Below are 21,941 nucleotides of genomic sequence, written 5' to 3' on the forward strand. Positions count from 1 at the left end.
TGTAAGGCTTTTTCATCAGCGCTCAAAATACACTATTAATGAAATTTAAGATACTTTTAGCATTAGTTTTTGCCAATCTAATGCAGGCCCAGAAGTTTTACTTTCCGAAAACAGCAACAACAGATTCAGTCATTCTGGAAAAACAAATCCCGGAACTGGCTCTCAAGGTGATTACCGAACATCAGTCTTCTAAAAATAAACCGAAATCTAACGTTACATTTTTAGACAACCTGTTTCGTTTACAACTTGCTGCAAAAGATTACAAAAATTCTATTGCCAGCTTAACTGATTACCGTAAAGAATATGCAGATCATAATATGGCAGGGAACAAATCTCTCGCTTATGAAATCTACGGCATGGCCAAACTGATGGAAAAAGATAAAAAAATTTCTTTTCCCAATGCTCTTCAAACAGCCTTTACTACAAAATATGAAAGTTTATCCGATCCGCTGATTGCCAAAATAGGGACCATTCTGGATGGTGATGTAAAGGATTATAAAAAATCTCTGAAAACAGCCCTTGCCAAACAAAAAGATAAGGATAGTATAGATTACGCTTCCGCACTGGCTTTATGTAAAAATTATGTCAATTATAAGACCTATTCCAGCATCAAGCCTCAGATTATGCTGCTATTTAAAGCAAAGGAGCAGGAAAAATTCATCATCGATACCAAGAATCTTACTTTAAAAAACGGAACGAAACTCACGATTACTATTGTACGAAAAAAAGAAAACACCTCTCCTCTTCCCGTTATTCTTACCAATAATATATATGCCGGAGAACTTGCAGATGCAGGGATGGGAAAAAGAGCAGCCGTTTACAATTATGTAGGAGCCGTGGTTAATACCCGTGGAAAAAGAGACAGTAATGACCCCAATAATCCATTTGAAGATGAAGCACAGGATCTTTACGAAGTCATAGACTGGGTAAGCAAACAAACCTGGAGCAATGGTAAAGTAGGAATGATAGGCGGAAGTTATTTAGGATTCAGCCAATGGGCAGCAGCAAAAAAACTGCATCCGGCTTTAAAAACAATCGTCCCTCAGGTAGCGGTAGGAATCGGGATCGATTATCCTGCTCAAAACAATGTATTCATGAGCTATATGATGCAGTGGATTCGTTATGTTACCAATAATAAGCTGACCGATGAAGCAACCTTCACTAATTATCCAAAATGGGATTCTATCAATACAGCGTGGTATAAAAGTGGCAAGTCATTCAGAACGCTGGATTCCATAAGCGGGAAGCCCAATAAAATTTTCCAACGATGGCTGAATCATCCCGGTTATGATAAATACTGGCAAAAAATGGTTCCTTATAAAAAGGATTTTGCTAAAATAAACATTCCTGTTTTAACGACTACAGGCTATTATGATGCTGATCAGATCGGAGCATTGTATTATTATAAACAACATCACCAATACAACAAAAACCCTAACCATTATTTAGTGATAGGGCCTTATGATCACGCAGGAGCTCAAAGTTATGGATACAACTATGTCTATGGTACCGGGAGCACCCTCATAGATCCTGTAGCCAGGATAAGTATTGATGAACTTGCTTTTTCATGGTTCGATTATATTCTGAAAGATGGCAAAAAACCGGAACTTCTAAAAGATAAAGTCAATTTCCAGATTATGAGCAGCAATACCTGGAAACATGTTCCCAGTCTTGATAAAATGCACTCGTCTACGCTTAAATTTTATCTTCAGAATCATAAAGAAGGATCTTCGGTTTTTAAAAAACCCCAAACCGAGCAATTTACCCAACAGAACATTGATTTTAAAGACAGAAATCCTAAATATCTTTATCATAAAGTAAGCAAACAGGACAGTGTATATGTAACCAATTCTGTTCATTTTGAAAGTGAAGTTCTGGACAGAGATATTATACTAAGCGGAAATTTATCCGGGGTATTCAACGTTTCCATTAATAAGAAAGATTTTGACCCTAGTACTGCATTGTATCAGGTACAACCGGATGGTAAGACGTTTTTACTATCTACACATCTTACAAGAGCCAGCTTTGCAAAAGACAATTCCAAACGCCAGCTTCTGAAACCCGGCAAAAAGGAGGAGATCCCGATCAAAAATTCATTGTTTATGAGCAAAAAAATAGAAAAGGGAAGCAAACTGGTATTAGTGGTAGGAGTTAATAAAAGTAAAAACTGGCAGGTCAATTATGGGTCCGGTAAAGATGTAAGTGATGAAACGATAAAGGATTCCGGGGAACCTCTGGAGATAAAATGGTATAACGACAGCTACGTGGAAATCCCTGTTTATAATGATTAAAGCCTTTTGTTTGAGCATTTTTCCCCAAATGTTCTTAACAACTGTTAACATCAAAATAAAAAATCATTACATTTGCTTTTTTTCAAATCAAATATAGTTATTGAATGAGTCAACTTTTTAGAAGAAAAATCTATTCAGATACAGATACTTCAACGGGACTTTTAAGGGTCTTAGGTGTATGGGACATTGTATTTTTTGGTATAGCGGCCATTATTGGAGCTGGAAGTTTCAGTAGTTTAGGAGAAGCCGTTTTCAGAGGTGGTCCCGGTGTAATCCTGCTATATTTGATTTGCGGCTTTGCCTGTGGATTTACAGCTTTATGCTATGCTGAATTTGCCAGCAGAATACCTACAGCAGGATCTGCCTATACCTATGCCTATGCCAGCTTTGGAGAGCTGATTGCCTGGGTAATTGGATGGGCCCTGATCATGGAATATTCTTTCGGAAATATTTACGTAGCCTTTTCCTGGTCGGATTATTTCACGAGCTTCTTAGGACGTCTCGGAATGCATATCCCTGATTATTTGACCTGTAGTTATACGGAAGCCAGAAAAGCTGTTCAATATGGTTCAGAAAACAAAGAACTTTTAAGTGCATGGAATACTGCTCCACTGATTGGAAGCTTAAAGTTCATTGTAGATATTCCGGCATTGGTTATCAATGGTTTGATTACATGGCTTTGTTATGTAGGAGTAAAAGAAAGTAAAAACTTCAACAACTCTCTGGTTATCTTAAAACTGGCAGTGATCATACTGGTAATTCTTGTGGGCTGTGCTTATGTCAACACTGAAAACTGGACCCCAATAAGCCCTACAACAGGAACACCATCCTTCATGCCTAATGGTTTTGCAGGAGTAATGAGTGCCGTATCCGGTGTATTCTTCGCTTATATAGGATTTGATGCTTTGAGTGTACTTTCTGAAGAGACCAAAGATCCACAGAAAACCTTACCAAAAGGAATGATCATCTCTCTTGTACTGTGTACGGTGATCTATATTGCACTGACGCTTGTATTAACAGGAATGGTAGATTACAAGAAATTCGATGGTGTGGGAGACCCGCTTTCATTCATATTTGAAAAAACAAACGCTAATGTAGCCTGGATGGAACTTATTGTTTCCTTTGTAGCGATTGTTGCCATTACCACTGTATTATTGGTATTCCAGATGGGACAGCCAAGAATCTGGTACGCAATGAGCCGTGACGGATTGATGCCTCAAAGATTTCAAAAAGTACATCCTAAATATAAAACACCATCCTATGCAACGATCGTTACCGGGGTTGTAGTAGGAATTCCTATCCTATTTACAGATAAAACATTCATCCTTGATTTTACAAGTATCGGAACTATTTTCGCATTTGTATTGGTGTGTGCCGGGGTACTTCTTCTTCCTGCTAAAGAAAAAATCAAAGGCAGATTTCACCTTCCTTATGTGAATGGTAAAATCATCTTCCCTGTTATTTTTATCGGTGGTTTGCTGGCTTTCTACAAATGGCAACCGGAGTTTTTTGACAACCTGATGAACTGGTCAGATCCTAATGAAGGAGAATTCAGAGCTTCTATTTTCTTCTTTATCATCATTAACCTGATCTTATGTGTTGTGGCTTTTGTAAAGAATTTATCATTAATTCCATTGATTGGATTAAGTTCATGTCTGTACCTTCTTACAGGAATGAGCCATGAGAACTGGTTCTGGTTCGGGATGTGGTTCCTGATTGGTATGGTGATTTACTTCTGCTACGGATACAAAAACAGTAAACTGGGAAAAGAATTAAAGAATAACTAGATAAACAAGCATAATTGCGAAAAGGCAAAATGGCAAAGAGGTTAAACCTGATGGAGAAACTGATTTGCGATTTTGCCTTTTTCTTTTTTTATTCTCTTTCAAAATCGGCAGAATTATTGCTTTAACTTCAATAGAATCAATAAACTAGACCGCCATGACTGAAAGAATTAAAACATACAGAGCATTTTATCAGTTTTATCTTACGGAACACAGTAAAACAGGAACCCGTATTTTTCACTTTATCGGAACATTTCTCGTATTTTTCGTGATATGGTATGTCATAAGCTCCGGAAAAGAAAGGTTTCTATGGTATATTCCCATTGTAGGCTACGGTTTTGCATGGTTTAGTCATGCTGTGATTGAGAGAAACAAACCTGCTACTTTTAAATATCCTTTATGGTCTCTGATTTCAGATTTCAGGCTCTTTTTTGAACTGCTGATTGGTAAACAGAAATTCATAATGCCTGATAATAAACCTCAGAATCAGGAGTAACCTTAAACTTTTTTTTGTTTTTTACTTAAAATTATTTAATGTTGGAAAACGCAAAGGCGCAAGAGTTCATATTTTGCGCATATTTTAAGGCGCAAGAAAATCCCAGATTTTCAGCAAGTAATATTATCAATTTCTCAAAGATCACATTAGAAGTGAGAGGTTAAGAATATGCAGTATCCAATTTTATCAAAGATAAAATACTTGCGTCTTACATACACTTGGTTTGTAAAAATCTTAGCGCCTTTGCGTGTTCAAAAAAACTTATACTTAGTATTCCAAATTCTATTTCTCTATTGAGATTGCTTCGCCTTCGGCTCGCAATGACTATAATTCAGTGGGATTTTGTTTATCCGGATGAAGCTTCTTCCCTATCAGATATCCCAATGAAGGCAGAATGAAAGATAATACTACCGGGAATATCAATGCCAGTCCTGAACCCTCAAGAATAACCGTTAGAGAGAAAAGATATCCGTTATACACAAGCAGTGCCAAGGTAAAGAAAAAACTGTCACTATTGCCATTGGAAAGGATATTAAAATGGCTTCCAAACTGATCAAACAAACCGGAACAGATGAATAAAAATACATTCACAAAAAACACCCACAGAACAGTTCTGTAGATCATTTTCTGCTTTGCATTCAGGTATCCCGCAAAGATCAGAAAAAGGGACAGGATTCCGGAAACGGTATAATCCAGGCTGGACATTGCCACCTCACTTCCGGTTCTTCCAAAGAAATATAAAGCATATAGCAGAATATTCAGGAGATAGATTATCGTTACATAATTCATACATCAAAAAGTTTAGGGTTTACCATTAATATTTTTTTTCAAGTATGTCGTAGTGAACCGTATTTACTATTTTTTCAGCAAGAGCATCTCCATTCACACTTGTCCGTTTAGGAATATAACTTGAAAAAGTTATTGTATGATCTTTATTCAATGTCACTTCCACCTCTTCAAGAATATTTTGGTCATCTACATAGAACTGAATTCTGTTTTCTACAATCCTCCAAAAAGAAAGTCTGGGTTCTGAGGGACTGCAGTCACCTGTTTTTCCTTCCACATAATTATAAACGGCAAAACCATCTTCTCGGATCGCATAATTCCTCATCAAACGGCAGTTATCAAATTGTTTTACCACCTTCTTGTTATCTTCATAAAATCCGGCTTCCTTCAGTTTCCAGAATCCTGTAACATTTTCTTTGGTTAATTTTTGCGCCTTCATCAATGGAGAAACCGCCATAAAAAATGCAAGAACAAATATCTTGTGCATGGGTTAATCTTATAATTGTATGATTTTAAACGAATATATCCTTAGAATAAAAGTATTCAGCGGGCGGCGAAGCCGCCCGCTGAATACAAATCCTAAACGTTGAATTTAAAACCGGTATTTTATTTAAATTTCTTCTTAAAGCTGAATTTCAGCATATTCATCAGCCCTGGTTCAATGATATCAATTCCCAGTCCGAAATTACTGTCTGCAACAGTATGATGGTCAGTTCTGAACTGTTCAAACTCATTTTGCGGAATCTCAAGATTGACCAGAGGATGGTATTCTATAGATACACTTGCCCCATTTTTATGTATTTTTTTACGGCTTTTATAGTCAAAATATGGATTTGCAATGGTACTTTCCTGAATGGTATATTTTTCTTCCGTATCAATTTTCTGATCTGTGTGCAGATTGATTTCATATTTCTCACTGTCGAAATTATGCCAGAATGGTAAATCTTTGTGCATAAAGTCTCTTGCACCTGCCTTCACTACATTTCGGTCAAAGTACATCAGAAAACGGTTTTTCTGAGGATCTACAAAATATGGATTCTCAACAACAGCTGTATATTGAATCTTAACTTCATTCAGCCTTTTATCATCGCTTACCACATCAATTGCAGCATCTTTGAATACATTTCTGACATCAGTACCATTTCTGTCCCCTGAATAATTAAGCGCATAGAAAAGGAAACTGTTCCAGGTGTCTATAATTTCTCTTTTATTGGTACTTTTAAAATACCTTCTCATTGCATTGGCTCTGCTTCCTTTGTAAGTAGTTGACAAAGTGAACTTTCCGGTATTCCCCTGCGCATTCAGATCTACTTTTTCATCAATACAGAAGTAAGGGAATTTATAAGATTTCCTTACCTGCAGTTCCTGATCTTTTTTCACTTCCAGATAATGCATAAAATACATAAATCCTCTGTTTTCAATCAGTCCGAATTCATCACGGATAGTAGCATCAATAAAATATTCTTCGCCTTTATAGTTCACTTTTACGACAACGTGGTTAAAGTTTAGCAATGATGGCAGATAATATTTAATATAATAATCGGTATTAAAATTCACCAGTACAACGGATGCATCTACTCCTATATAATCAAGGATTACTTTTAACAGAACGGATTTCGCTTTACAGTCACCCTGTTTGTTTTCATAGGTTACTGACGGCTCCTGCGGCTTGTGCCCATTCATTTCATCAGCATTGAAAATATAATAGATGTGGTTCTGGACATATTCTATCGCAAACTGCAGTTTTTCATCCTGATCAGCTATAGCATCCAGTTTTTCAACCAGATTTGGAGCAAAATCTTGTAAAGAAGATGCATTGAAAATCTCCTCATAGATCGGTACAATATAATTGGAAAGGTCTTTCCAGTTACTGTCTGTAGCGAAATCTATATAAGGAAAAATTTCACGCCCGGAATCTACAGGATTGATATAATTCTGTTCTTCAATGACAAACTGTTCTCCTTTCTTCAGGAAGCTCGTTTCCGGCTCAAGAACATGGCCCTGCTCGTCTCTGAAAAAGGTCTTCTTATAAGCAATGGTCTGTTCACGTTCATTGATAAAAGTGAATGTAAAGCGGCCATAAGCCCAGTAATTATCAGGACTTACCCAAACGTATTTTGAGAATTCCTTTCTTAGAAAATCACGGGCTGTGAATTCTTTAATTCTTGAATCTTCCAGAATCAGCACATCATACAGTCTGAGATCTTTGATGGTAATATTGATCTTTTTATTACTACTCAAAACGCCTCCACTACTTTGATTTTCACTGTCAAGAACTTTAATTTTCGTATCCGGAATCTTATCAATCAAAACGCCATCTCTCAAAACGCTGATTCTGTGAATCTGATAGACTTCATTCTCTTCCACAATGACATCGGAAACCGAGGCTCTTTCAAGGTTTCCAGGCTCATTCAGGGTATATGCCATGCAGACATATTCACTGTTTTCTTTATTGCTTGTATAGTATTTTTTGTCTAAAAAGTAGCAGTAATCACGACCTTCATCAATTTGTCTCTTGGCAAATTCGGAGTCTTTGATTCGGTTTTTTATTTCCTCATCCCCGATATTTCCTGCCCACATTTCAGGTTTTTGAATCCTGTAATTTTCAACTTGCATTTGATTTTCCATATTTATTATAAGAATTATGTTTTGTGGTTAGTGTTTAAGAAATTCAAATTAAACGATTAAAAAAATAAAAAGCAATAGCAGAAGTACTACAATTTCGGCATGGTAATTGCGAGGTATGGGGAAAAAAATCAAGTTTATGAAAAGTATAGCAACAATTCTAAAAGGAGCAGCACCCGTATTAGCATTATTTGCAATGACGCAATGTACAACCACAGCCAATGCATCCGCAGGTGATGAAAAAACATTCATCGTAGGACCACAGACAGCAGACTGTACAGGCGTAGCTCCTATGAAATGTTTGCAGGTAAAAGAAAACACTTCCGCAAACTGGACCAATTTCTACAGCAATATCGAAGGATTTACTTATGAGCCGGGATATGAATATGTTTTAAAAGTAAAAACAGAAAAAATTGCCAATCCGCCAGCTGATGGATCTTCCATAAAATACACATTGGTAAAACAGGTTTCTAAAACAAAAAAGAAAGAACTGGCAGCCAATGAAAAGACAATTATCGTAGGGCCACAAACCGTAGACTGTTCTGCAGGAGCAGGCCGTATGAAATGCATGCAGGTAAAAGAAAATGCTTCTGAAAACTGGACAAATTTCTACAGCAGTATTGAAGGATTTACTTATGAACCGGGTTACGAATATGTTTTAAAAGTAAAAACAGAAAAAATCGAAAACCCTCCGGCAGACGCTTCTTCAATCAAATACACATTGGTAGAGCAAGTTTCTAAAACGAAGAAATAATTAATAAAAAAAGTTCCTGAAAATTTCAGGAACTTTTTTTATGTTGGAAGCTGGAAGAATGAAGTCAGAAGTTACTTTTGGTCAATCCGGAAAAGTTAACAATTATATATTCATCTTCCTTTCTATCTTAAAATCCGGTTTCTTTTTGAGGGGGATCAGGATATTTTCCTTTGGTAGTCTCTCCTACTGTATTTGCGGTTGTCATGGCTACAACCAGATCATTCAGCATTCCGCTGGCTGCAGTAGGCGAATTGGGAAGAAGTACAAGACTACTTCTGTTACTTGCTCCCACCGAATGCAGTGTGTCATAGTGCTGTGTTACCACGATAAGTGCTGATGCTTCATGAGAATTGATATCTACATTATTCAGCATTCTTACAGACTCTTCAAGTCCTTTTGCAATTTCTCTTCTTTGGTCTGCAATCCCTTGTCCCTGAAGTTTTTTAGATTCTGCTTCTGCTTTTGCAACGGCTACAATTCGGATTCTCTGTGCTTCTGATTCATATTCTGCAGCTGTTTTTTCTCTTTCTGCCGCATTAATTCTGTTCATGGCATGTTTTACCTGCTCATCAGGATCAATATCGGTTACCAACGCTTTGATAATATCATATCCGTAGCTGTTCATCGCTTCCTGAAGTTCACTTTTCACCGCAATTGCTACATCGTCTTTTCTTACAAAAACATCATCCAGTTTCAGTTTCGGAACCTCAGCACGCACGACATCGAATACAAATGAAGTAATTTGATTTTCCGGATTTTCCAAACGATAATAAGCATCTCCTACCTGACTTCGGATCACCTGGTACTGAACAGAAATTTTCATTTTGATGAAAACGTTATCCAATGTTTTCGTATCAATCATTACGTCCAGCTGCTGAATTCTCAAATTCAGTCTTTTCGCAATCTGATCTATGATGGGCAGTTTAAGATGAAGCCCTGAATGTTTTACACCCCGAAATTTTCCGAAACGTTCAATAATAGCTGCAGTTTCCTGTTTAACAACAAAAAACGAAGCAAATAAAATGATAAGCCCGAAGAAAATAACGGGCGCTAAATATATACCCATAGTTTTAAGTTTTTCTAATGTGTCGCAATAAATTCTGTTTTGTTAAAAACATTTTTACTGGTATTTGCTTAAATATATGAAAAATAAATTTAAGACTTAGAGGATCATCTTCAAGAAATCAAAGATCGGAAGTATAGCATTATTTACATTAAAATTATTCTGAAAAAGACTTACTTTTGAATATTCATTCCCCATCATGGTTAATTCTAAAGAAATATTAAAAGATCACATTTCAAAATTTACGACGCTCACAGACGAGCAGCTGGATTATGTTTTTGGCCATTTTAATCTGATTACTTTAAAGAAAGGACAAAGCCTGATCTTGGAGGGTGACTTTGTAAACCATGAATATTTTGTGCTTGAAGGCTGTTTAAAAGCTTTTTATCTTAATGACAGCATGAAAATGTTTATCCTCCAGTTTGCTATGCCGACCTGGTGGGTTACCGATTTTGATGCACTTTATAACAAAACAAGGGCTACCATCAATGTAGATTGTATCACCAACGCAACGATACTCTCTATTTCCAATGAAGACAGAGAGAAAATCTGCAATGAAATTCACGAGGTTGAACATTTCTTCCGATGGAGAACCAACAAAGGATATGTTGCCGCACAGAAACGTCTGCTTTCTTTTATGAATAATGATGCCAAATTCCGGTATCAGGAGCTTTTATCCATGTATCCTCAATTGTATAATCTGGTTCCCAAGCATCTGATTGCTTCTTATCTTGGGGTAACCAGAGAAACCTTGAGCAGACTGCACCAATAATTAACATCTTTACAATGATTGATCTCCTCCTCTATTTTGTGAGGTACATCACGTAACTTTTTCTTTTGATCGACTGAACTTTGTGTCAATATTTAAACCCCATAAAAATGGACACAAAAAATTTTAAAGTCAATGCCGGAAACAGTACCATCAACTGGACCGGAAGAAAAGTAACCGGAGCTCACAACGGAACGATTGGTGTAAAAGAAGGAAACTTCACATTCGGAGAAGGAAAAACTGTATCTGGCAAGTTTGCCATTGATACCCGCACCATCAGGATTCTTGATATTGAAGATACTGAAACCAATACGCAGTTTGCCAATCACCTGGCTTCTGATGATTTTTTTAATTCTGAAATGTTTCCTGAAGCCTACTTCGAAATCACTCACGCTGAACCTGGTGATGAAAACCTTTATTATGTAAAAGGAGATCTTACCATAAAAGGGATTACCCATCCTATCGACACCAGCCTGCATATTGTAACAACAAACGATACGGCTGTTTTAAAAACCAAAATCATAGTCGACAGAACGAAATTCAATATCAAATTCAGATCCTCCAATTTCTTCACCAATCTTGGAGACACTTTGATCTACAACAATTTTGATTTACATATTCATCTTGTTGCAGAAGCTTATTAATTCTATTCAACTTAAAAAATTACCATTATGCCATTCATAAAAGTAGAGGTGCTTCGCGAAGATCTTACCCGCGAAACCAAACAACAATTAATCAGAAAAATCAGTGAAGCAGTCACTTCGGTTTTGAATAAGGATCCTCATTTAACCCATATCGTGATTAACGAAATTGAAGATGATAACTGGGGATATGCCGGAGAACAGGTTTCAGTGTTAAAAGAACAAGGATTTTCAACAGTAAAAAAATAAGCGTAAAAATGAAAAAGCAAACCATAATTGTAACAGGAGCCTCTTCAGGAATAGGATTAGAAACAGCACGTTATTTTCTGGACAGAGGTGACAATGTAATCATCAATTCGCAAACAGCATCCAAATTAGAGGAAGCCTATCATGAACTGGGAGCCGGAGAAAATCTGGCGATGGTTGCCGGAAATGTATCAGAGAAAGCAACGGGAGAAGCCTTGGTAAAAACAGCCCTTGAAAGATTTGGTTCAATTGATGTTCTTATCAATAATGCCGGAATTTATGAGAACAAGCCCTTTCTGGAAGTCACTGAAGATTATCTGGACCGATTTTTAACAACCAATTTAAAAGGAACGTTCTTCACAACGCAGGCTGTCATTCCTCAGATGATCAGGCAAAAAGACGGAGTGGTTATCAATGTGGGAACGCCATTGGTATCTCATGCAATTGCAGAATCTCCTTCTACAGCGCCTATTTCAAGCAAAGGAGCTATTCATGCTCTTACTTTACAGCTGGCGGCGGAATTTGGGAAAGAGAATATCAGGGTAAATACGGTCGCTCCGGGCTTGATCAGAACACCGATGCATGGTGCAGGTCTTGATAACAATGCAGGAATACATCTGATTAACCGCATTGGTGAGCCTGAAGAAGTCGCTCAGATGCTTCATGCTATCGCCAAAAACAAATTAATTTCCGGTGCCATCATCAATGTTGATGGAGGAATGGGAGCCGGACACCATTTATCATGAAACTATCATTAATTATAGCATGGCTGCTCAGCTTTCCGTTGAGCGGCCATGCACAAAATGTAAAGGATATGAAAACCTACCCAACCCCAGAAACCGAAATAAGAAATGTCATAGAGAATTATTATTTCAAAGGAATTTATGAAGGGAATACTGAACTTCTTAAAAAAGCATTCTATAAAGGCGCTTTGCTTTTCGGAGATGTTGATGGAGTTCCCTATTTCAAAACAGCAGAAAAATATATTGAAGGAGTGGGAAACCGTGTAAGCCCACAGAAATCCGGAAAAGATTTTAAAGCAATAATTCTTTCTATTGAGGTCATTAATTCGATTGCTGTAGCAAAATTACAGGTCAGAATGTATGATTTTAATTATTATAATTTCATAACTTTCAATCATATAGACGGAAAATGGTTCATCGTTAACAAGACATTAACCAATGTACCCCTTTAATTCAAATTTTTAACTAAAAAAGAGTAAAGTCATGTGGAATAAAAATAGAATTACGGAATTATTGGGTATTGAATATCCTATTCTGCAAGGTCCTTTCGGAGGAGGTCTTTCTACCGTTGCGTTGACAACAACGGTGAGTAATCTTGGCGGATTGGGAGGTTTTGGAGCTTACACATTGTCACCACAGGAAATCTATGACATTCACAAAGCCATAGAAGCCAAAACAGATCAACCTTACAACCTTAATCTCTGGGTAAATGATCACGATATTATTGACGAAGAACACACGAAAGAGCAATATCAAAAGGCCGTTGAAACTTTCAAACCTTATTTTGATCTTTTAAATATGGATATTCCTGAAGCACCACCCACTTTTGAATCAAGGTTTCAGAATCAGTTGGAGGTTGTTCTTGATATTAAGCCCAAGGTGTTCAGCTTTATGTTTGGTTTATTGGATGAAAATATCATTGAGGAACTTCATCGTCAGGGAACGGTTGTATTGGGAAATGCAACAACACTGGATGAAGCGATTGCCCTGGAAAAAACGGGTGTGGATGCTATTGTGGCTTCCGGTTTCGAAAGTGGCGGTCACAGACCTTCGTTTCTGGATCAGGCTGAACTTTCTACAACGGGAACTTTCGCTTTGATTCAATTAATTAAGGATAGGGTAAAAATTCCTGTAGTGGCTGCCGGAGGAATCGCCAACGGCCGTGGCATTGCGGGAGCTTTTAAGCTGGGAGCTGATGCTGTACAGATTGGCACCGCTTTTCTGGCAACTGAAGAATCCGGAGCTCTGCCAATTCATAAGCAATTTCTATTTTCAGACGCTGCTAAATCCACCACACTTTCCAGAGCTTATACCGGAAGATTGGGACGTGGAATTACTACAAAAATCACAAGAGATGTATTGACTGCAACGGATAAAACCCTGCCCTTTCCTCTACAAACTCATTTCATGGGAGCATTGAGAAAAGCGGCTTTGGAACAGCAAAAGAATGATCTCGTATTTTTCTGGTCGGGTCAGATTGCTCCGCTTTTAAAACATAAAAAAGCCTCCACTTTAATGCAGTCATTAATCGAAGAGGCTTCTGAATTATTACAATAAATAGAATTTACACCGTCATTCCGATGTCTATTCCTTTAATTTTTCGATACAAATCGGTCGCATAGTTATCCGTCATCCCTGAAACGAAATCAATCACACCCAGCACTTTCTGATAATCGGTGCCGTCATTGTAAATAAATTGCTTTGGAATTAATTTCAAAGCTTTTTCATCATAGGATTTTCTGTGGTCTTCAGGTTTCAGAATGGAAGGAATAAAATGATCCAGCAATTCATACATTACATTATAACCGGCATTTTCAATTTCAACAACCGCTTTATGATTGTAGATTTTTTCTACGGAGAAACTGGCAATATCCTGTAATGCTTTATTTTCTTTTTTGTAGATATCAAGTAAACCATTGCCTAAATTTCCTTCAAGAATTGTCTCAAAGTTATGCTTATACATTTCAATCGACTTATTGATCAAAGCATTGATTACTTTTGCTCTCAAATAGGAAATCTGCTCGTTTTCGTTGGAGATAGAACTTAACTTGGTCTCAATTCTCTGAACATCATCTGTTTCAGATTTTACCAGTTCGAAAAATAAGTTTTTACAGTCTGCTGTGGAAACAATTCCCAGTCTGTGAGCATCTTCCATATCGATGATGTTGTAGCAGATATCATCAGCCGCTTCTACCAGCCAAACAAAAGGATGTCTCTTGAAAATATGCGGTTCTTCGCTTTCAGAAATAAGCTGAGTTCCTTTTGCAATTTCTAGGAATATATCTTTTTCATTCTGGAAAAAACCGAATTTCTTCCTGTGAATGATTCCTTTTTTCTTTGCTACGGCTTCACACGGATATTTCGCGATACTTGCCAGTGTTGAAAAAGTAAGCTGAATACCTCCGGCATCTTTTCCTTGTTGTTGCTGCGCCAACACTCTGATTGCATTGGCATTTCCTTCAAAATTAACCAGATCCGCCCACTCCTTTTCATTGAACTTTGATTTCAGGTCTTTTTCGTTCCTTTCAAAATAGCTTGCAATGGCATCTTCTCCGGAATGTCCGAATGCAGGATTTCCCACATCATGACACAAACATGCGGCTGCAATTACATTTCCTAAGTTATAGAGATAAAAATTCTTTGAATCTTCAGTCAGTTCATTTTTAAAATCATCCGCAATAAATTCACCGATAATACTTCCTAGACTTCTTCCTACAGACGATACTTCTAAAGAATGCGTCAGCCTGTTGTGTACAAAAACACTTCCGGGAAGAGGAAAAACCTGGGTTTTATTCTGCAGTCTTCTGAAGGCAGATGAAAAGATAATTCTGTCAAAATCCCTTTGAAAATCAGTTCGAGAAGCTTTAGTCTGTGGATTGTTTCCTGTACGTTGATTGGTGAAAATCTGGTTTAAATTCATCATTTTTCAAAATTACTCCAAATTTTAATTGTACGGAATAGTATTTAGATTTTTATTAAAGAGATCTGTCATTCAAAAAATCTATGATAACAAACGTTTTTTCGAGATCAGAAAGCTTGAAGAAATATTCTACATTTGATACAACTAATACAGTTGAAGAATCCTAAAATTCTTCTTTCAAATTTTAAATTATAACTATGACAGACAACACATGGCTCAATAGATGGGATGAAAGATACAGCAGCGAAGAGTTTGCTTATGGAACAGAACCCAATAATTATCTGAGAGAGCAGCTAGCCAGATTAACTCCCGGCACAATACTCTTCCCTGCAGAGGGCGAAGGTAGAAATGCTGTTTTTGCAGCAACACAAGGATGGCAGGTTTCTGCATTCGACATCAGTGCAAATGGCAGAAACAAAGCATTACAACTTGCTGAGCAACAAAAAACTACTATTGATTATCAGGTGGGAGAACTTTCCACTTTGAATTATCAAAAAGAACAGTTTGATGCTATTGCCCTTATCTATGCTCACTTTCCGGGAAATATAAAATCTTCCATCCATCAAATGTTGAATCAATATCTGCGAAAAGGCGGTTTTATTATTTTTGAAGCTTTCAGTAAAAGCCATCTTGAATATATTGCAAAGAACGAAAAGGTAGGCGGACCAAAGGATATTGAATCCTTATTTTCTATTGACGAAATCAAAGCTGATTTTCCTGATTATGATATTATTGAATTAGCTGAAACAGAAATAGAACTTAATGAAGGATTATTCCATAATGGAACGGGTTCTGTTATCCGTTTTGTAGGACAAAAACTGGTCTAAGGATATTTTAAACAGGTTTGTTTTGGGATAAAGCTCAGATTTTATTGGGTTATGGAATATTATTTGAATCTTTATCTCAAAACAAACGTATGCCTGAAGGTCCATCCATCATATTAATGAAAGAAAACCTGCAGCCATTTGCAGGTCAGCAAGTGACAGAAGTTTCAGGAAATGCCAAATTCGAGAAAGAAATTTTCATTGGCCAATCCCTTCTGGAAATCCGAACTTTTGGAAAACAAACTTATCTCGTTTTTGAAAAAGCAGCCATCCGGATTCATTTATTAATGTTTGGTTCTTACAGCATTAATGAACAAATCAAACCGGATAAAAGCTTGCGGTTAGCATTATTTTTCTCTACGGGAAGCATCTATTTTTACACCTGTTCTGTAAAGTCTGTAGACCTTGAATTTCTCTCCACAATTGATTGGGAAGCCGATGTAATGAGCGATCAGTGGAATCCTAAGAAAGCTGAAGAGAAATTAAAATCGAATCCGAAAATGATGGTTTGTGATGCACTGATGAATCAGGATATTTTCTCTGGTGTCGGCAATATCATTAAAAACGAAGTGCTTTTCAGAATTGGAGTACAGCCGGAAAGTATGTTGGGAAATCTACCTGCCAAAAAAAGGAAAGAACTTATTACTGAAGCCAGAAATTACAGTTTTGATTTTCTGAAATGGAAAAGAGAATTTGTGTTGAAAAAACACTGGCTTGCTCATACTAAATCTGTGTGTCCCCTATGTGGACAGAAATTGATCAAAAAACAAACCGGTAAAGGAAAAAGAAGGAGTTTCTATTGTGAAAAGGATCAGAAGCTGTATTAGATCAATACTATTTTAAGTTTTGGCTTAAGCCGTTGAAGGGCTTATTTATCTGAACGGGCTAAAGCCCGTTTCTATTGAATAGGTTTTCCCGCAGATTACGCAGATTTCCACAGATGAGAATGCATATTTTTGTTGGTAACAGAGGGTTTCAAGGATCTTATTACTCATTGCTTATTATTCATTATTGATGAAAAGCTAGTCTGAGTTCAAAAGTCCTCCGGCAAATTTTGTGAAAAATTCGGATCTGTATACTTCTCCCAGAGGAATCTCGGAATCTTCGATGTATATATTATGATTATCAAATGAATCAATATAATTCATATTCACAACGTATGATTTGCTGACTCTGATGAAAGTTTCTCCTGAGATTTTCTGATGAATCGTTTTTAAATTCATTGCAGTGATCAGCTTTTGCTGTCGGGTATGAAGAACTACATAATCTTTAAGCCCTTCTATAAATTTAATGTCTGAAAAACTGATTTTATAGAACCTTCGCTCAGCTTTGATGAATAAAAAATCTGCGGTATTGGATTCTACCGTATTTTTCACGGTATCTTTAGACAAAAGTTCGGTATACAGTATGGCTTTATCAATGGCTTTTTCCAGCCTTTGGGGATCAATGGGCTTCAGTAGATAATCAACAGCTTCCAGCTCATAGCTCTTCAATGCATATTGGGAATAGGCAGTGGTAAAAATGATCAGGGATTTCTTGGGAAGCATTTCCGCAAACTCAAGACCCGTTACCATCGGCATTTCTATATCGAGGAAAATAAGATCTACATCATTATCTTTAAGAAATTCAAGGGCAGAAGGTGCATTGGAAAATTCACCAAGGATATCAATACTGGAGATTTCAGCAATCAGCGATCTCATTTCGGATCTTGCCAGCGGTTCATCATCAACTATAATACAGTTCATCACACGGGAATTTTTAAATTTACAATATATTCTTTGTCTCCAGACTCTATCTGCAGGTCAAAAGTATCACTATAGAGAAGTTCCAGTCTTCTGGTAATATTGGCAAGGCCAAGCCCACTGTTTTTCTTATCCGAAACAGCATAGCCCGAACTTCTTGAGTTTACACATCTGAAATAAAGCTGCTTATTCTCGATATTGATTTCTATTTTCACATACGATTCTCCCCCACTGATATCCACACTGTGTTTCACCGCATTTTCCACGAATGTGGTAAATAAATTAGGAGGAATAAAAGTACTGTTGAGAACTCTTTTATCCACATCTGCATGAATATCAAATAAGAAATTGTCACGCCTGATTTTTTCCAGGTTTAAAAAGTTAGACAGAAAATCAATCTCTGAGGTCAGTAACGTTTTCTCTTCACTGTTTTCATAGAGCTGATACCGTAGAAATTCAGAAAGTTTGACAATCACTACCGAAGCTTTTGCAGGATCTGTTCTGATGAGCGCTTTTACATTATTCAGCATGTTAAAAAGAAAATGAGGATTGATCTGGTTTCTCAGTTCATTCAGTTCCATATTCAATGTAAGATTGCTCAGTTCATTAATCCTTTTATTATCACTGATCCATTTCTGTAAAAGTTTTACTGTAGTGGTGGTCATGATAATCGGAATACACATCAGAACGCCTTCATAAATTCCTCCTTTCTCATTTTCCCTAAGAATATTTTTAATTCTGAATTCCTCGAAGAAAAGTTTAAAACCATATCCTATAAAGTTGAGTCCCAGTACTCCCATCAAAACAAGCAGAACAAGATAAGTGACATATTTTGTTTTAAAGAAAAACCGGGGAACCAATACATATATATTAATGTAAACCATGGTGATCAGAACGGTATACACAAAGAATAAAACATAATACTGATAGATCCCTGAGTACCAGTGCCAAAATCTTGCACTGTAGATCAAAAGGAAAAAGAAGATCAGAAACAGCAGATGTCTTCGAAATCGGTACTTCCCTTCCACCAGAAAATCCATGACAAAGGTTTCTTCAAATTTCCACGGGCTGTATTTCATGCGATAGGCTCATTTTATGAGTAACAAAAATAGACAATAACGGAAATTATTACTACTTTATTATACAAAACCTGTATTTTATTATACCAACTTTTGCTTTCCCGGATTTTGTATAAAATACCTGCCATTTCGTATAAAAACACAATCACGCTGTGCTTTTCTCTATTCCTTTGTAGCGTAAAATGACACTTATGGAATTAACAGCTTTTCACGAACTGACTCAGGAAATATCACTAGAATGCTTTTTTATGACAGAATCTCAACAGGAAGAAAAAGTAATACAGCTCATTGATTTACATCATTTTGTAGAATGTTTTGACCCCAAAATGAATATTCTAAGCTACCTCCATCATCCTATTAATATTGTGGAACACCAGGGAGATAAAAAAGGAATTTTATTCTGTGATCTTAAGCATTCTGCCGTTCCTGACAGCAATGCTTCTGAAGAGTTTAGAAGAAGATACGGACTCTCAGAACTCTGGTTTGTTTTTGTGGAGGAAACATTTGTTCCGGATACTTCCGGATATGCCGATGCGATTATTGAAAACAGTCTGGATATTTTCTATGACAGGATTTTTACATTCAATTTTTTCCAATCTATAATCCAACCCTTAAAATAAACTCACCATGAAAACATTGAGAAGAATGCTGGTTCCTCTTGCCATACTTCCTTTAAAAAACAGCATTTACGCCCAGAAAAAGGATAGTATTCCATTGAAAGTCCGTGCTTTTTTTGCTGATAAAATTCCACAGGCCAGAAATTTTAACCTTGAATATACTTTTGTGACACCCTCCTCTTTCTCTTCACAGCTTCAGGGAAAAGATCTGCCGGACAACAAAATGAAAAGTTTTCAACAGGTGAAGGCAGATGCCAATATTTACTTCATCAAAAACAGAAGCTGGCTTTTAAGCACTGCCCTGAGCTATCGTTTTACCTCGATAAGCAACGAAAGTCCAGTAATCCCCGGAATTGAAGGGGAAAAAAACTTTCACTATCATTCGGAAGCGATTAATCTTAGTTATTTCTCAAGGTTATTAAAAAAAACGGCGATCTATTCCGCCAGTATTTCTACAGATGGAAGTGATCAACATTTTGAACGTATCAGAGGATTGGTTACCGCTTCATTAATTTTAAAAGCAACTCCTAAAACCAAAATGTCTCTCGGACTGGCTGGTATTATTGATCCCAGCACTCAAATTCCCATTCTGCCTATTTTCACTTTAGAAAACAGATTTAATAACGGATGGGTACTGGATGTCCTGCTCCCGAAAAAAGTATTGGTAAGAAAAGATATTTCTTCAAGCGGAAGGCTTTCTCTGGGAACAGAGATGGATAATACCTCTTTTTATACCTACCGCAATAATAACACGTATGAATTCCGGCAGGCTGCCCTCAATTCAGGAGTTATTTATGAACACAATCTTGGAGGAAATTTTATAGGAACATTTAAAACCGGGCTTCGAGCGAATATCAATTCCAGGGCATTTAATAAGCAGGATTCCTTTAATGATTATATATGGAAAGGAACTTATAAGCCTTCCTTCTATTTCAATGCCGGAATTTCATATAATCCTTTTGAAAGACGAAAAGTAAAATAATATCCAACTGCAATTGAATTTTACAAGTTCCGAACTTATCATTAATGTTTCTAAACCCGGATATTAAAAAAAAATTAAAATTTCTTCTCTTCCGCATTTAACCATTCCTGGAAAATAGAATCAAAACTTCATAAAAACACAAATTGGAAGCCTCTCTTTCGTGAAAAATCTTATTACCTCGCATGCAAACGGTTTATGAAAATAATTTCGGGATTTTATATAAGAATAGACTTTAAAAAATAGAAAATGGCAGTACCCAAACAAATATTTCAAACTTTTAAAACTAAAAAACTTCCTTTGATTACACGATATCACATCTGGAATATGAAAAGGAAAAATCCGGAATACAGCTATTTCTTTTATGATGACCATGACATAGAGCAATTTCTCACAGAAGAATTTCCTCCTGCATATATTGAAAGCTATCGAAAACTGAGAATTGGAGCTTCAAAAGCCGATTTCTTCAGATACGCTGTTTTATATAAAAAAGGCGGAATATACCTGGATATAGACAGCAGCATTATAAAACCGTTTAAAAAACTTATTCAGGAAGATGATGAAGCTGTGATCAGTGCAGAAAGACACGAAAATCTGTATGTTCAATGGGCACTTATTTTCAATAAAAATCATCCTTTTCTAAAGAAAACATTAGAACTGATGATTGATAATATAAACCATCACCGCTATCCGCATGATATCCATGCGACTACAGGCCCTACTGTATTCAGTAAAGGAATCAGGAAATCATTAGAGGAAAATCCGGCAATTCCCTTTAGATTATTTCACGGCATTGAGTTCCGTGGATATTTAAGGTTTAAATATAAACTGGGAAAATTCTTTTTATACAAATCAAGATCCCAACATTGGAAACAGATGGAAAAGCGTCAGGAAATTATTTTTTAGTGAGTTCCCATTTTTGAAAATACATTAATGATTATTACTCCAATAACAATCAAAGCAATCCCAATAATGGCAGGCAGATCCGGAACCTGCTTGAATGCTATAATTCCGATCATCGTTATAAAGACAATTCCTACTCCGGACCAGATGGCGTAGGTAATGCCTACCGGTATATGACGAAGAGTAAGACTCAGAAAGTAAAAAGCACAGGCATATCCGATGATTGTTACCACCGATGGCCATAGCTTCGAGAATTCCTCAGATTTTTTCAAAAAAGTGGTAGCAATGATCTCAAATATAATAGCCAAAGCAAGAAAAATATAACTGCGTCCCATAAATTCATTCTTTATACAAAAGTAACAAAAGCGCATCAGTAATTCCAAAAAAGGAAACCGCTGTGATGACTCATTTATTCTCAAGCCTATGGGATTTCTCTATCCTTTTCACTCAATAAAAATTTTGCTTTTTTTAATACTATAATCGCTCTTTTACGTATCTCAAGCACTTAATATAATGTAATAGCTTTATTTTTAACATATTGAGTCTGAATAACAGATCGGTAAAATGTGCCAGAGTATCAAATTATTTTTAAGTTCTGACATAAAAAAATATTTCTCCATGTCATGAAATGTGACACATGACAAAAATTCCGAGGGAAAATACTAAGCTAAAAATAAGT

23 protein-coding genes are annotated in these 21,941 nt (G+C 36.5%); 15 read left to right on the forward strand and 8 right to left on the reverse strand.

The genetic code is table 11. The features are described 5' to 3' along the window. Positions 1-38 precede the first annotated feature (38 nt). The 3 genes from CQ022_RS05985 to CQ022_RS05995 all read left to right on the forward strand — a co-directional run bounded on the left by CQ022_RS05985 (position 39) and on the right by CQ022_RS05995 (position 4,571). Positions 39-2,291 (forward strand): CocE/NonD family hydrolase, encoded by a 2,253-nt coding sequence (locus CQ022_RS05985; RefSeq protein ID WP_105681891.1) that lies wholly within the window; start codon positions 39-41, stop codon positions 2,289-2,291. Between the two features lie 104 nt (positions 2,292-2,395). Then, on the forward strand, positions 2,396-4,078 hold the full coding sequence (locus tag CQ022_RS05990; protein WP_105681890.1) for an APC family permease: 1,683 nt from the start codon (positions 2,396-2,398) through the stop codon (positions 4,076-4,078). Between the two features lie 154 nt (positions 4,079-4,232). After that, the gene (locus tag CQ022_RS05995; protein ID WP_105681889.1) at positions 4,233-4,571 is read left to right on the forward strand and encodes a DUF962 domain-containing protein; all 339 of its coding nucleotides are present in this window, start codon (positions 4,233-4,235) and stop codon (positions 4,569-4,571) included. Positions 4,572-4,895: 324 nt separating this feature from the next. Here the strand turns inward: CQ022_RS05995 and CQ022_RS06000 are convergent, their stop codons facing one another. The 3 genes from CQ022_RS06000 to CQ022_RS06010 all read right to left on the reverse strand — a co-directional run bounded on the left by CQ022_RS06000 (position 4,896) and on the right by CQ022_RS06010 (position 7,985). Further along, a complete protein-coding gene (locus CQ022_RS06000; RefSeq protein ID WP_105681888.1) occupies positions 4,896-5,360 on the reverse strand; it encodes a hypothetical protein in 465 nt (154 codons plus the stop codon). Positions 5,361-5,385: 25 nt separating this feature from the next. Beyond that, positions 5,386-5,844 (reverse strand): lipocalin family protein, encoded by a 459-nt coding sequence (locus tag CQ022_RS06005; protein ID WP_105681887.1) that lies wholly within the window; start codon positions 5,842-5,844, stop codon positions 5,386-5,388. Positions 5,845-5,963: 119 nt separating this feature from the next. Next, positions 5,964-7,985, reverse strand: a complete 2,022-nt coding sequence (locus tag CQ022_RS06010) for a hypothetical protein (protein WP_105681886.1) — start codon at positions 7,983-7,985, stop codon at positions 5,964-5,966. 136 nt (positions 7,986-8,121) lie between these two features. Between CQ022_RS06010 and CQ022_RS23145 the strand changes: the two genes are divergently transcribed. Next, positions 8,122-8,736, forward strand: coding sequence for a DUF4377 domain-containing protein (locus CQ022_RS23145; RefSeq protein WP_228421580.1), 615 nt, complete (start codon positions 8,122-8,124; stop codon positions 8,734-8,736). A gap of 127 nt (positions 8,737-8,863) precedes the next feature. Here CQ022_RS23145 and CQ022_RS06025 read toward each other — a convergent pair whose 3' ends face one another. Next, entirely contained in the window at positions 8,864-9,802 is a 939-nt protein-coding gene (locus CQ022_RS06025) for an SPFH domain-containing protein (protein ID WP_105681885.1), read from the reverse strand. A gap of 196 nt (positions 9,803-9,998) precedes the next feature. Between CQ022_RS06025 and CQ022_RS06030 the strand changes: the two genes are divergently transcribed. From CQ022_RS06030 to CQ022_RS06055, 6 genes are all read left to right on the forward strand, one after another. Beyond that, a complete protein-coding gene (locus tag CQ022_RS06030; protein ID WP_105681884.1) occupies positions 9,999-10,571 on the forward strand; it encodes a Crp/Fnr family transcriptional regulator in 573 nt (190 codons plus the stop codon). Positions 10,572-10,678: 107 nt separating this feature from the next. Continuing rightward, the gene (locus CQ022_RS06035; protein ID WP_105681883.1) at positions 10,679-11,212 is read left to right on the forward strand and encodes a YceI family protein; all 534 of its coding nucleotides are present in this window, start codon (positions 10,679-10,681) and stop codon (positions 11,210-11,212) included. A gap of 27 nt (positions 11,213-11,239) precedes the next feature. After that, positions 11,240-11,458 (forward strand): tautomerase family protein, encoded by a 219-nt coding sequence (locus tag CQ022_RS06040; protein WP_105681882.1) that lies wholly within the window; start codon positions 11,240-11,242, stop codon positions 11,456-11,458. Positions 11,459-11,466: 8 nt separating this feature from the next. Next, positions 11,467-12,201: an SDR family NAD(P)-dependent oxidoreductase gene (locus tag CQ022_RS06045; protein ID WP_105681881.1), complete on the forward strand. Its 735-nt coding sequence runs from the start codon at positions 11,467-11,469 to the stop codon at positions 12,199-12,201. Further along, positions 12,198-12,650 carry a nuclear transport factor 2 family protein gene (locus CQ022_RS06050; RefSeq protein ID WP_105681880.1) on the forward strand — a complete coding sequence of 151 codons (453 nt, stop codon included), beginning with the start codon at positions 12,198-12,200 and terminating at the stop codon, positions 12,648-12,650. The genes CQ022_RS06045 and CQ022_RS06050 overlap by 4 nt, the downstream gene beginning before the upstream one ends. 31 nt (positions 12,651-12,681) lie before the next feature. Further along, the gene (locus tag CQ022_RS06055) at positions 12,682-13,755 is read left to right on the forward strand and encodes an NAD(P)H-dependent flavin oxidoreductase (RefSeq protein WP_105681879.1); all 1,074 of its coding nucleotides are present in this window, start codon (positions 12,682-12,684) and stop codon (positions 13,753-13,755) included. A 7-nt stretch (positions 13,756-13,762) separates the two neighbouring features. Here the strand turns inward: CQ022_RS06055 and CQ022_RS06060 are convergent, their stop codons facing one another. Further along, complete coding sequence (locus tag CQ022_RS06060) at positions 13,763-15,118, reverse strand: deoxyguanosinetriphosphate triphosphohydrolase (RefSeq protein WP_105682751.1); 1,356 nt, start codon at positions 15,116-15,118, stop codon at positions 13,763-13,765. Between the two features lie 197 nt (positions 15,119-15,315). Between CQ022_RS06060 and CQ022_RS06065 the strand changes: the two genes are divergently transcribed. Then, positions 15,316-15,945: a class I SAM-dependent methyltransferase gene (locus CQ022_RS06065; protein ID WP_105681878.1), complete on the forward strand. Its 630-nt coding sequence runs from the start codon at positions 15,316-15,318 to the stop codon at positions 15,943-15,945. An 89-nt stretch (positions 15,946-16,034) separates the two neighbouring features. Beyond that, positions 16,035-16,769, forward strand: a complete 735-nt coding sequence (locus CQ022_RS06070) for a DNA-formamidopyrimidine glycosylase family protein (protein ID WP_105681877.1) — start codon at positions 16,035-16,037, stop codon at positions 16,767-16,769. A 195-nt stretch (positions 16,770-16,964) separates the two neighbouring features. Here the strand turns inward: CQ022_RS06070 and CQ022_RS06075 are convergent, their stop codons facing one another. Together CQ022_RS06075 and CQ022_RS06080 are read right to left on the reverse strand one after the other, a co-directional pair. Beyond that, entirely contained in the window at positions 16,965-17,687 is a 723-nt protein-coding gene (locus CQ022_RS06075; RefSeq protein ID WP_105681876.1) for a LytR/AlgR family response regulator transcription factor, read from the reverse strand. Next, positions 17,687-18,763, reverse strand: coding sequence for a sensor histidine kinase (locus CQ022_RS06080; protein WP_105681875.1), 1,077 nt, complete (start codon positions 18,761-18,763; stop codon positions 17,687-17,689). Before CQ022_RS06080 ends, CQ022_RS06075 begins: the two co-directional genes overlap by 1 nt. Positions 18,764-18,954: 191 nt before the next feature. Between CQ022_RS06080 and CQ022_RS06085 the strand changes: the two genes are divergently transcribed. From CQ022_RS06085 to CQ022_RS06095, 3 genes are all read left to right on the forward strand, one after another. Then, the gene (locus CQ022_RS06085; protein WP_105681874.1) at positions 18,955-19,383 is read left to right on the forward strand and encodes a hypothetical protein; all 429 of its coding nucleotides are present in this window, start codon (positions 18,955-18,957) and stop codon (positions 19,381-19,383) included. A 7-nt stretch (positions 19,384-19,390) separates the two neighbouring features. Beyond that, entirely contained in the window at positions 19,391-20,362 is a 972-nt protein-coding gene (locus CQ022_RS06090) for a DUF6268 family outer membrane beta-barrel protein (protein WP_105681873.1), read from the forward strand. Between the two features lie 246 nt (positions 20,363-20,608). Continuing rightward, positions 20,609-21,265 (forward strand): glycosyltransferase family 32 protein, encoded by a 657-nt coding sequence (locus CQ022_RS06095; protein ID WP_105681872.1) that lies wholly within the window; start codon positions 20,609-20,611, stop codon positions 21,263-21,265. On the opposite strand, the gene CQ022_RS06100 is transcribed toward CQ022_RS06095, so the two are convergent. Next, positions 21,262-21,597, reverse strand: a complete 336-nt coding sequence (locus CQ022_RS06100) for a DMT family transporter (RefSeq protein WP_105681871.1) — start codon at positions 21,595-21,597, stop codon at positions 21,262-21,264. The two genes, CQ022_RS06095 and CQ022_RS06100, sit on opposite strands and share 4 nt — an antisense overlap. Positions 21,598-21,941 lie beyond the last annotated feature (344 nt).

The organism is Chryseobacterium culicis, assembly GCF_002979755.1.
Taxonomy (GTDB): Bacteria; Bacteroidota; Bacteroidia; order Flavobacteriales; family Weeksellaceae; genus Chryseobacterium; species Chryseobacterium culicis_A.

Excerpts from the sequence above, each read along its gene's own strand:
- CQ022_RS05985 (WP_105681891.1), top strand. The coding sequence starts at position 39 with ATGAAATTTAAGATACTTTTAGCATTAGTTTTTGCCAATCTAATGCAG.
- CQ022_RS05990 (WP_105681890.1), top strand. The coding sequence starts at position 2,396 with ATGAGTCAACTTTTTAGAAGAAAAATCTATTCAGATACAGATACTTCA.
- CQ022_RS05995 (WP_105681889.1), top strand. The coding sequence starts at position 4,233 with ATGACTGAAAGAATTAAAACATACAGAGCATTTTATCAGTTTTATCTT.
- CQ022_RS06000 (WP_105681888.1), bottom strand. The coding sequence starts at position 5,360 with ATGAATTATGTAACGATAATCTATCTCCTGAATATTCTGCTATATGCT.
- CQ022_RS06005 (WP_105681887.1), bottom strand. The coding sequence starts at position 5,844 with ATGCACAAGATATTTGTTCTTGCATTTTTTATGGCGGTTTCTCCATTG.
- CQ022_RS06010 (WP_105681886.1), bottom strand. The coding sequence starts at position 7,985 with ATGGAAAATCAAATGCAAGTTGAAAATTACAGGATTCAAAAACCTGAA.
- CQ022_RS23145 (WP_228421580.1), top strand. The coding sequence starts at position 8,122 with ATGAAAAGTATAGCAACAATTCTAAAAGGAGCAGCACCCGTATTAGCA.
- CQ022_RS06025 (WP_105681885.1), bottom strand. The coding sequence starts at position 9,802 with ATGGGTATATATTTAGCGCCCGTTATTTTCTTCGGGCTTATCATTTTA.
- CQ022_RS06030 (WP_105681884.1), top strand. The coding sequence starts at position 9,999 with ATGGTTAATTCTAAAGAAATATTAAAAGATCACATTTCAAAATTTACG.
- CQ022_RS06035 (WP_105681883.1), top strand. The coding sequence starts at position 10,679 with ATGGACACAAAAAATTTTAAAGTCAATGCCGGAAACAGTACCATCAAC.
- CQ022_RS06040 (WP_105681882.1), top strand. The coding sequence starts at position 11,240 with ATGCCATTCATAAAAGTAGAGGTGCTTCGCGAAGATCTTACCCGCGAA.
- CQ022_RS06045 (WP_105681881.1), top strand. The coding sequence starts at position 11,467 with ATGAAAAAGCAAACCATAATTGTAACAGGAGCCTCTTCAGGAATAGGA.
- CQ022_RS06050 (WP_105681880.1), top strand. The coding sequence starts at position 12,198 with ATGAAACTATCATTAATTATAGCATGGCTGCTCAGCTTTCCGTTGAGC.
- CQ022_RS06055 (WP_105681879.1), top strand. The coding sequence starts at position 12,682 with ATGTGGAATAAAAATAGAATTACGGAATTATTGGGTATTGAATATCCT.
- CQ022_RS06060 (WP_105682751.1), bottom strand. The coding sequence starts at position 15,118 with ATGAATTTAAACCAGATTTTCACCAATCAACGTACAGGAAACAATCCA.
- CQ022_RS06065 (WP_105681878.1), top strand. The coding sequence starts at position 15,316 with ATGACAGACAACACATGGCTCAATAGATGGGATGAAAGATACAGCAGC.
- CQ022_RS06070 (WP_105681877.1), top strand. The coding sequence starts at position 16,035 with ATGCCTGAAGGTCCATCCATCATATTAATGAAAGAAAACCTGCAGCCA.
- CQ022_RS06075 (WP_105681876.1), bottom strand. The coding sequence starts at position 17,687 with ATGAACTGTATTATAGTTGATGATGAACCGCTGGCAAGATCCGAAATG.
- CQ022_RS06080 (WP_105681875.1), bottom strand. The coding sequence starts at position 18,763 with ATGAAATACAGCCCGTGGAAATTTGAAGAAACCTTTGTCATGGATTTT.
- CQ022_RS06085 (WP_105681874.1), top strand. The coding sequence starts at position 18,955 with ATGGAATTAACAGCTTTTCACGAACTGACTCAGGAAATATCACTAGAA.
- CQ022_RS06090 (WP_105681873.1), top strand. The coding sequence starts at position 19,391 with ATGAAAACATTGAGAAGAATGCTGGTTCCTCTTGCCATACTTCCTTTA.
- CQ022_RS06095 (WP_105681872.1), top strand. The coding sequence starts at position 20,609 with ATGGCAGTACCCAAACAAATATTTCAAACTTTTAAAACTAAAAAACTT.
- CQ022_RS06100 (WP_105681871.1), bottom strand. The coding sequence starts at position 21,597 with ATGGGACGCAGTTATATTTTTCTTGCTTTGGCTATTATATTTGAGATC.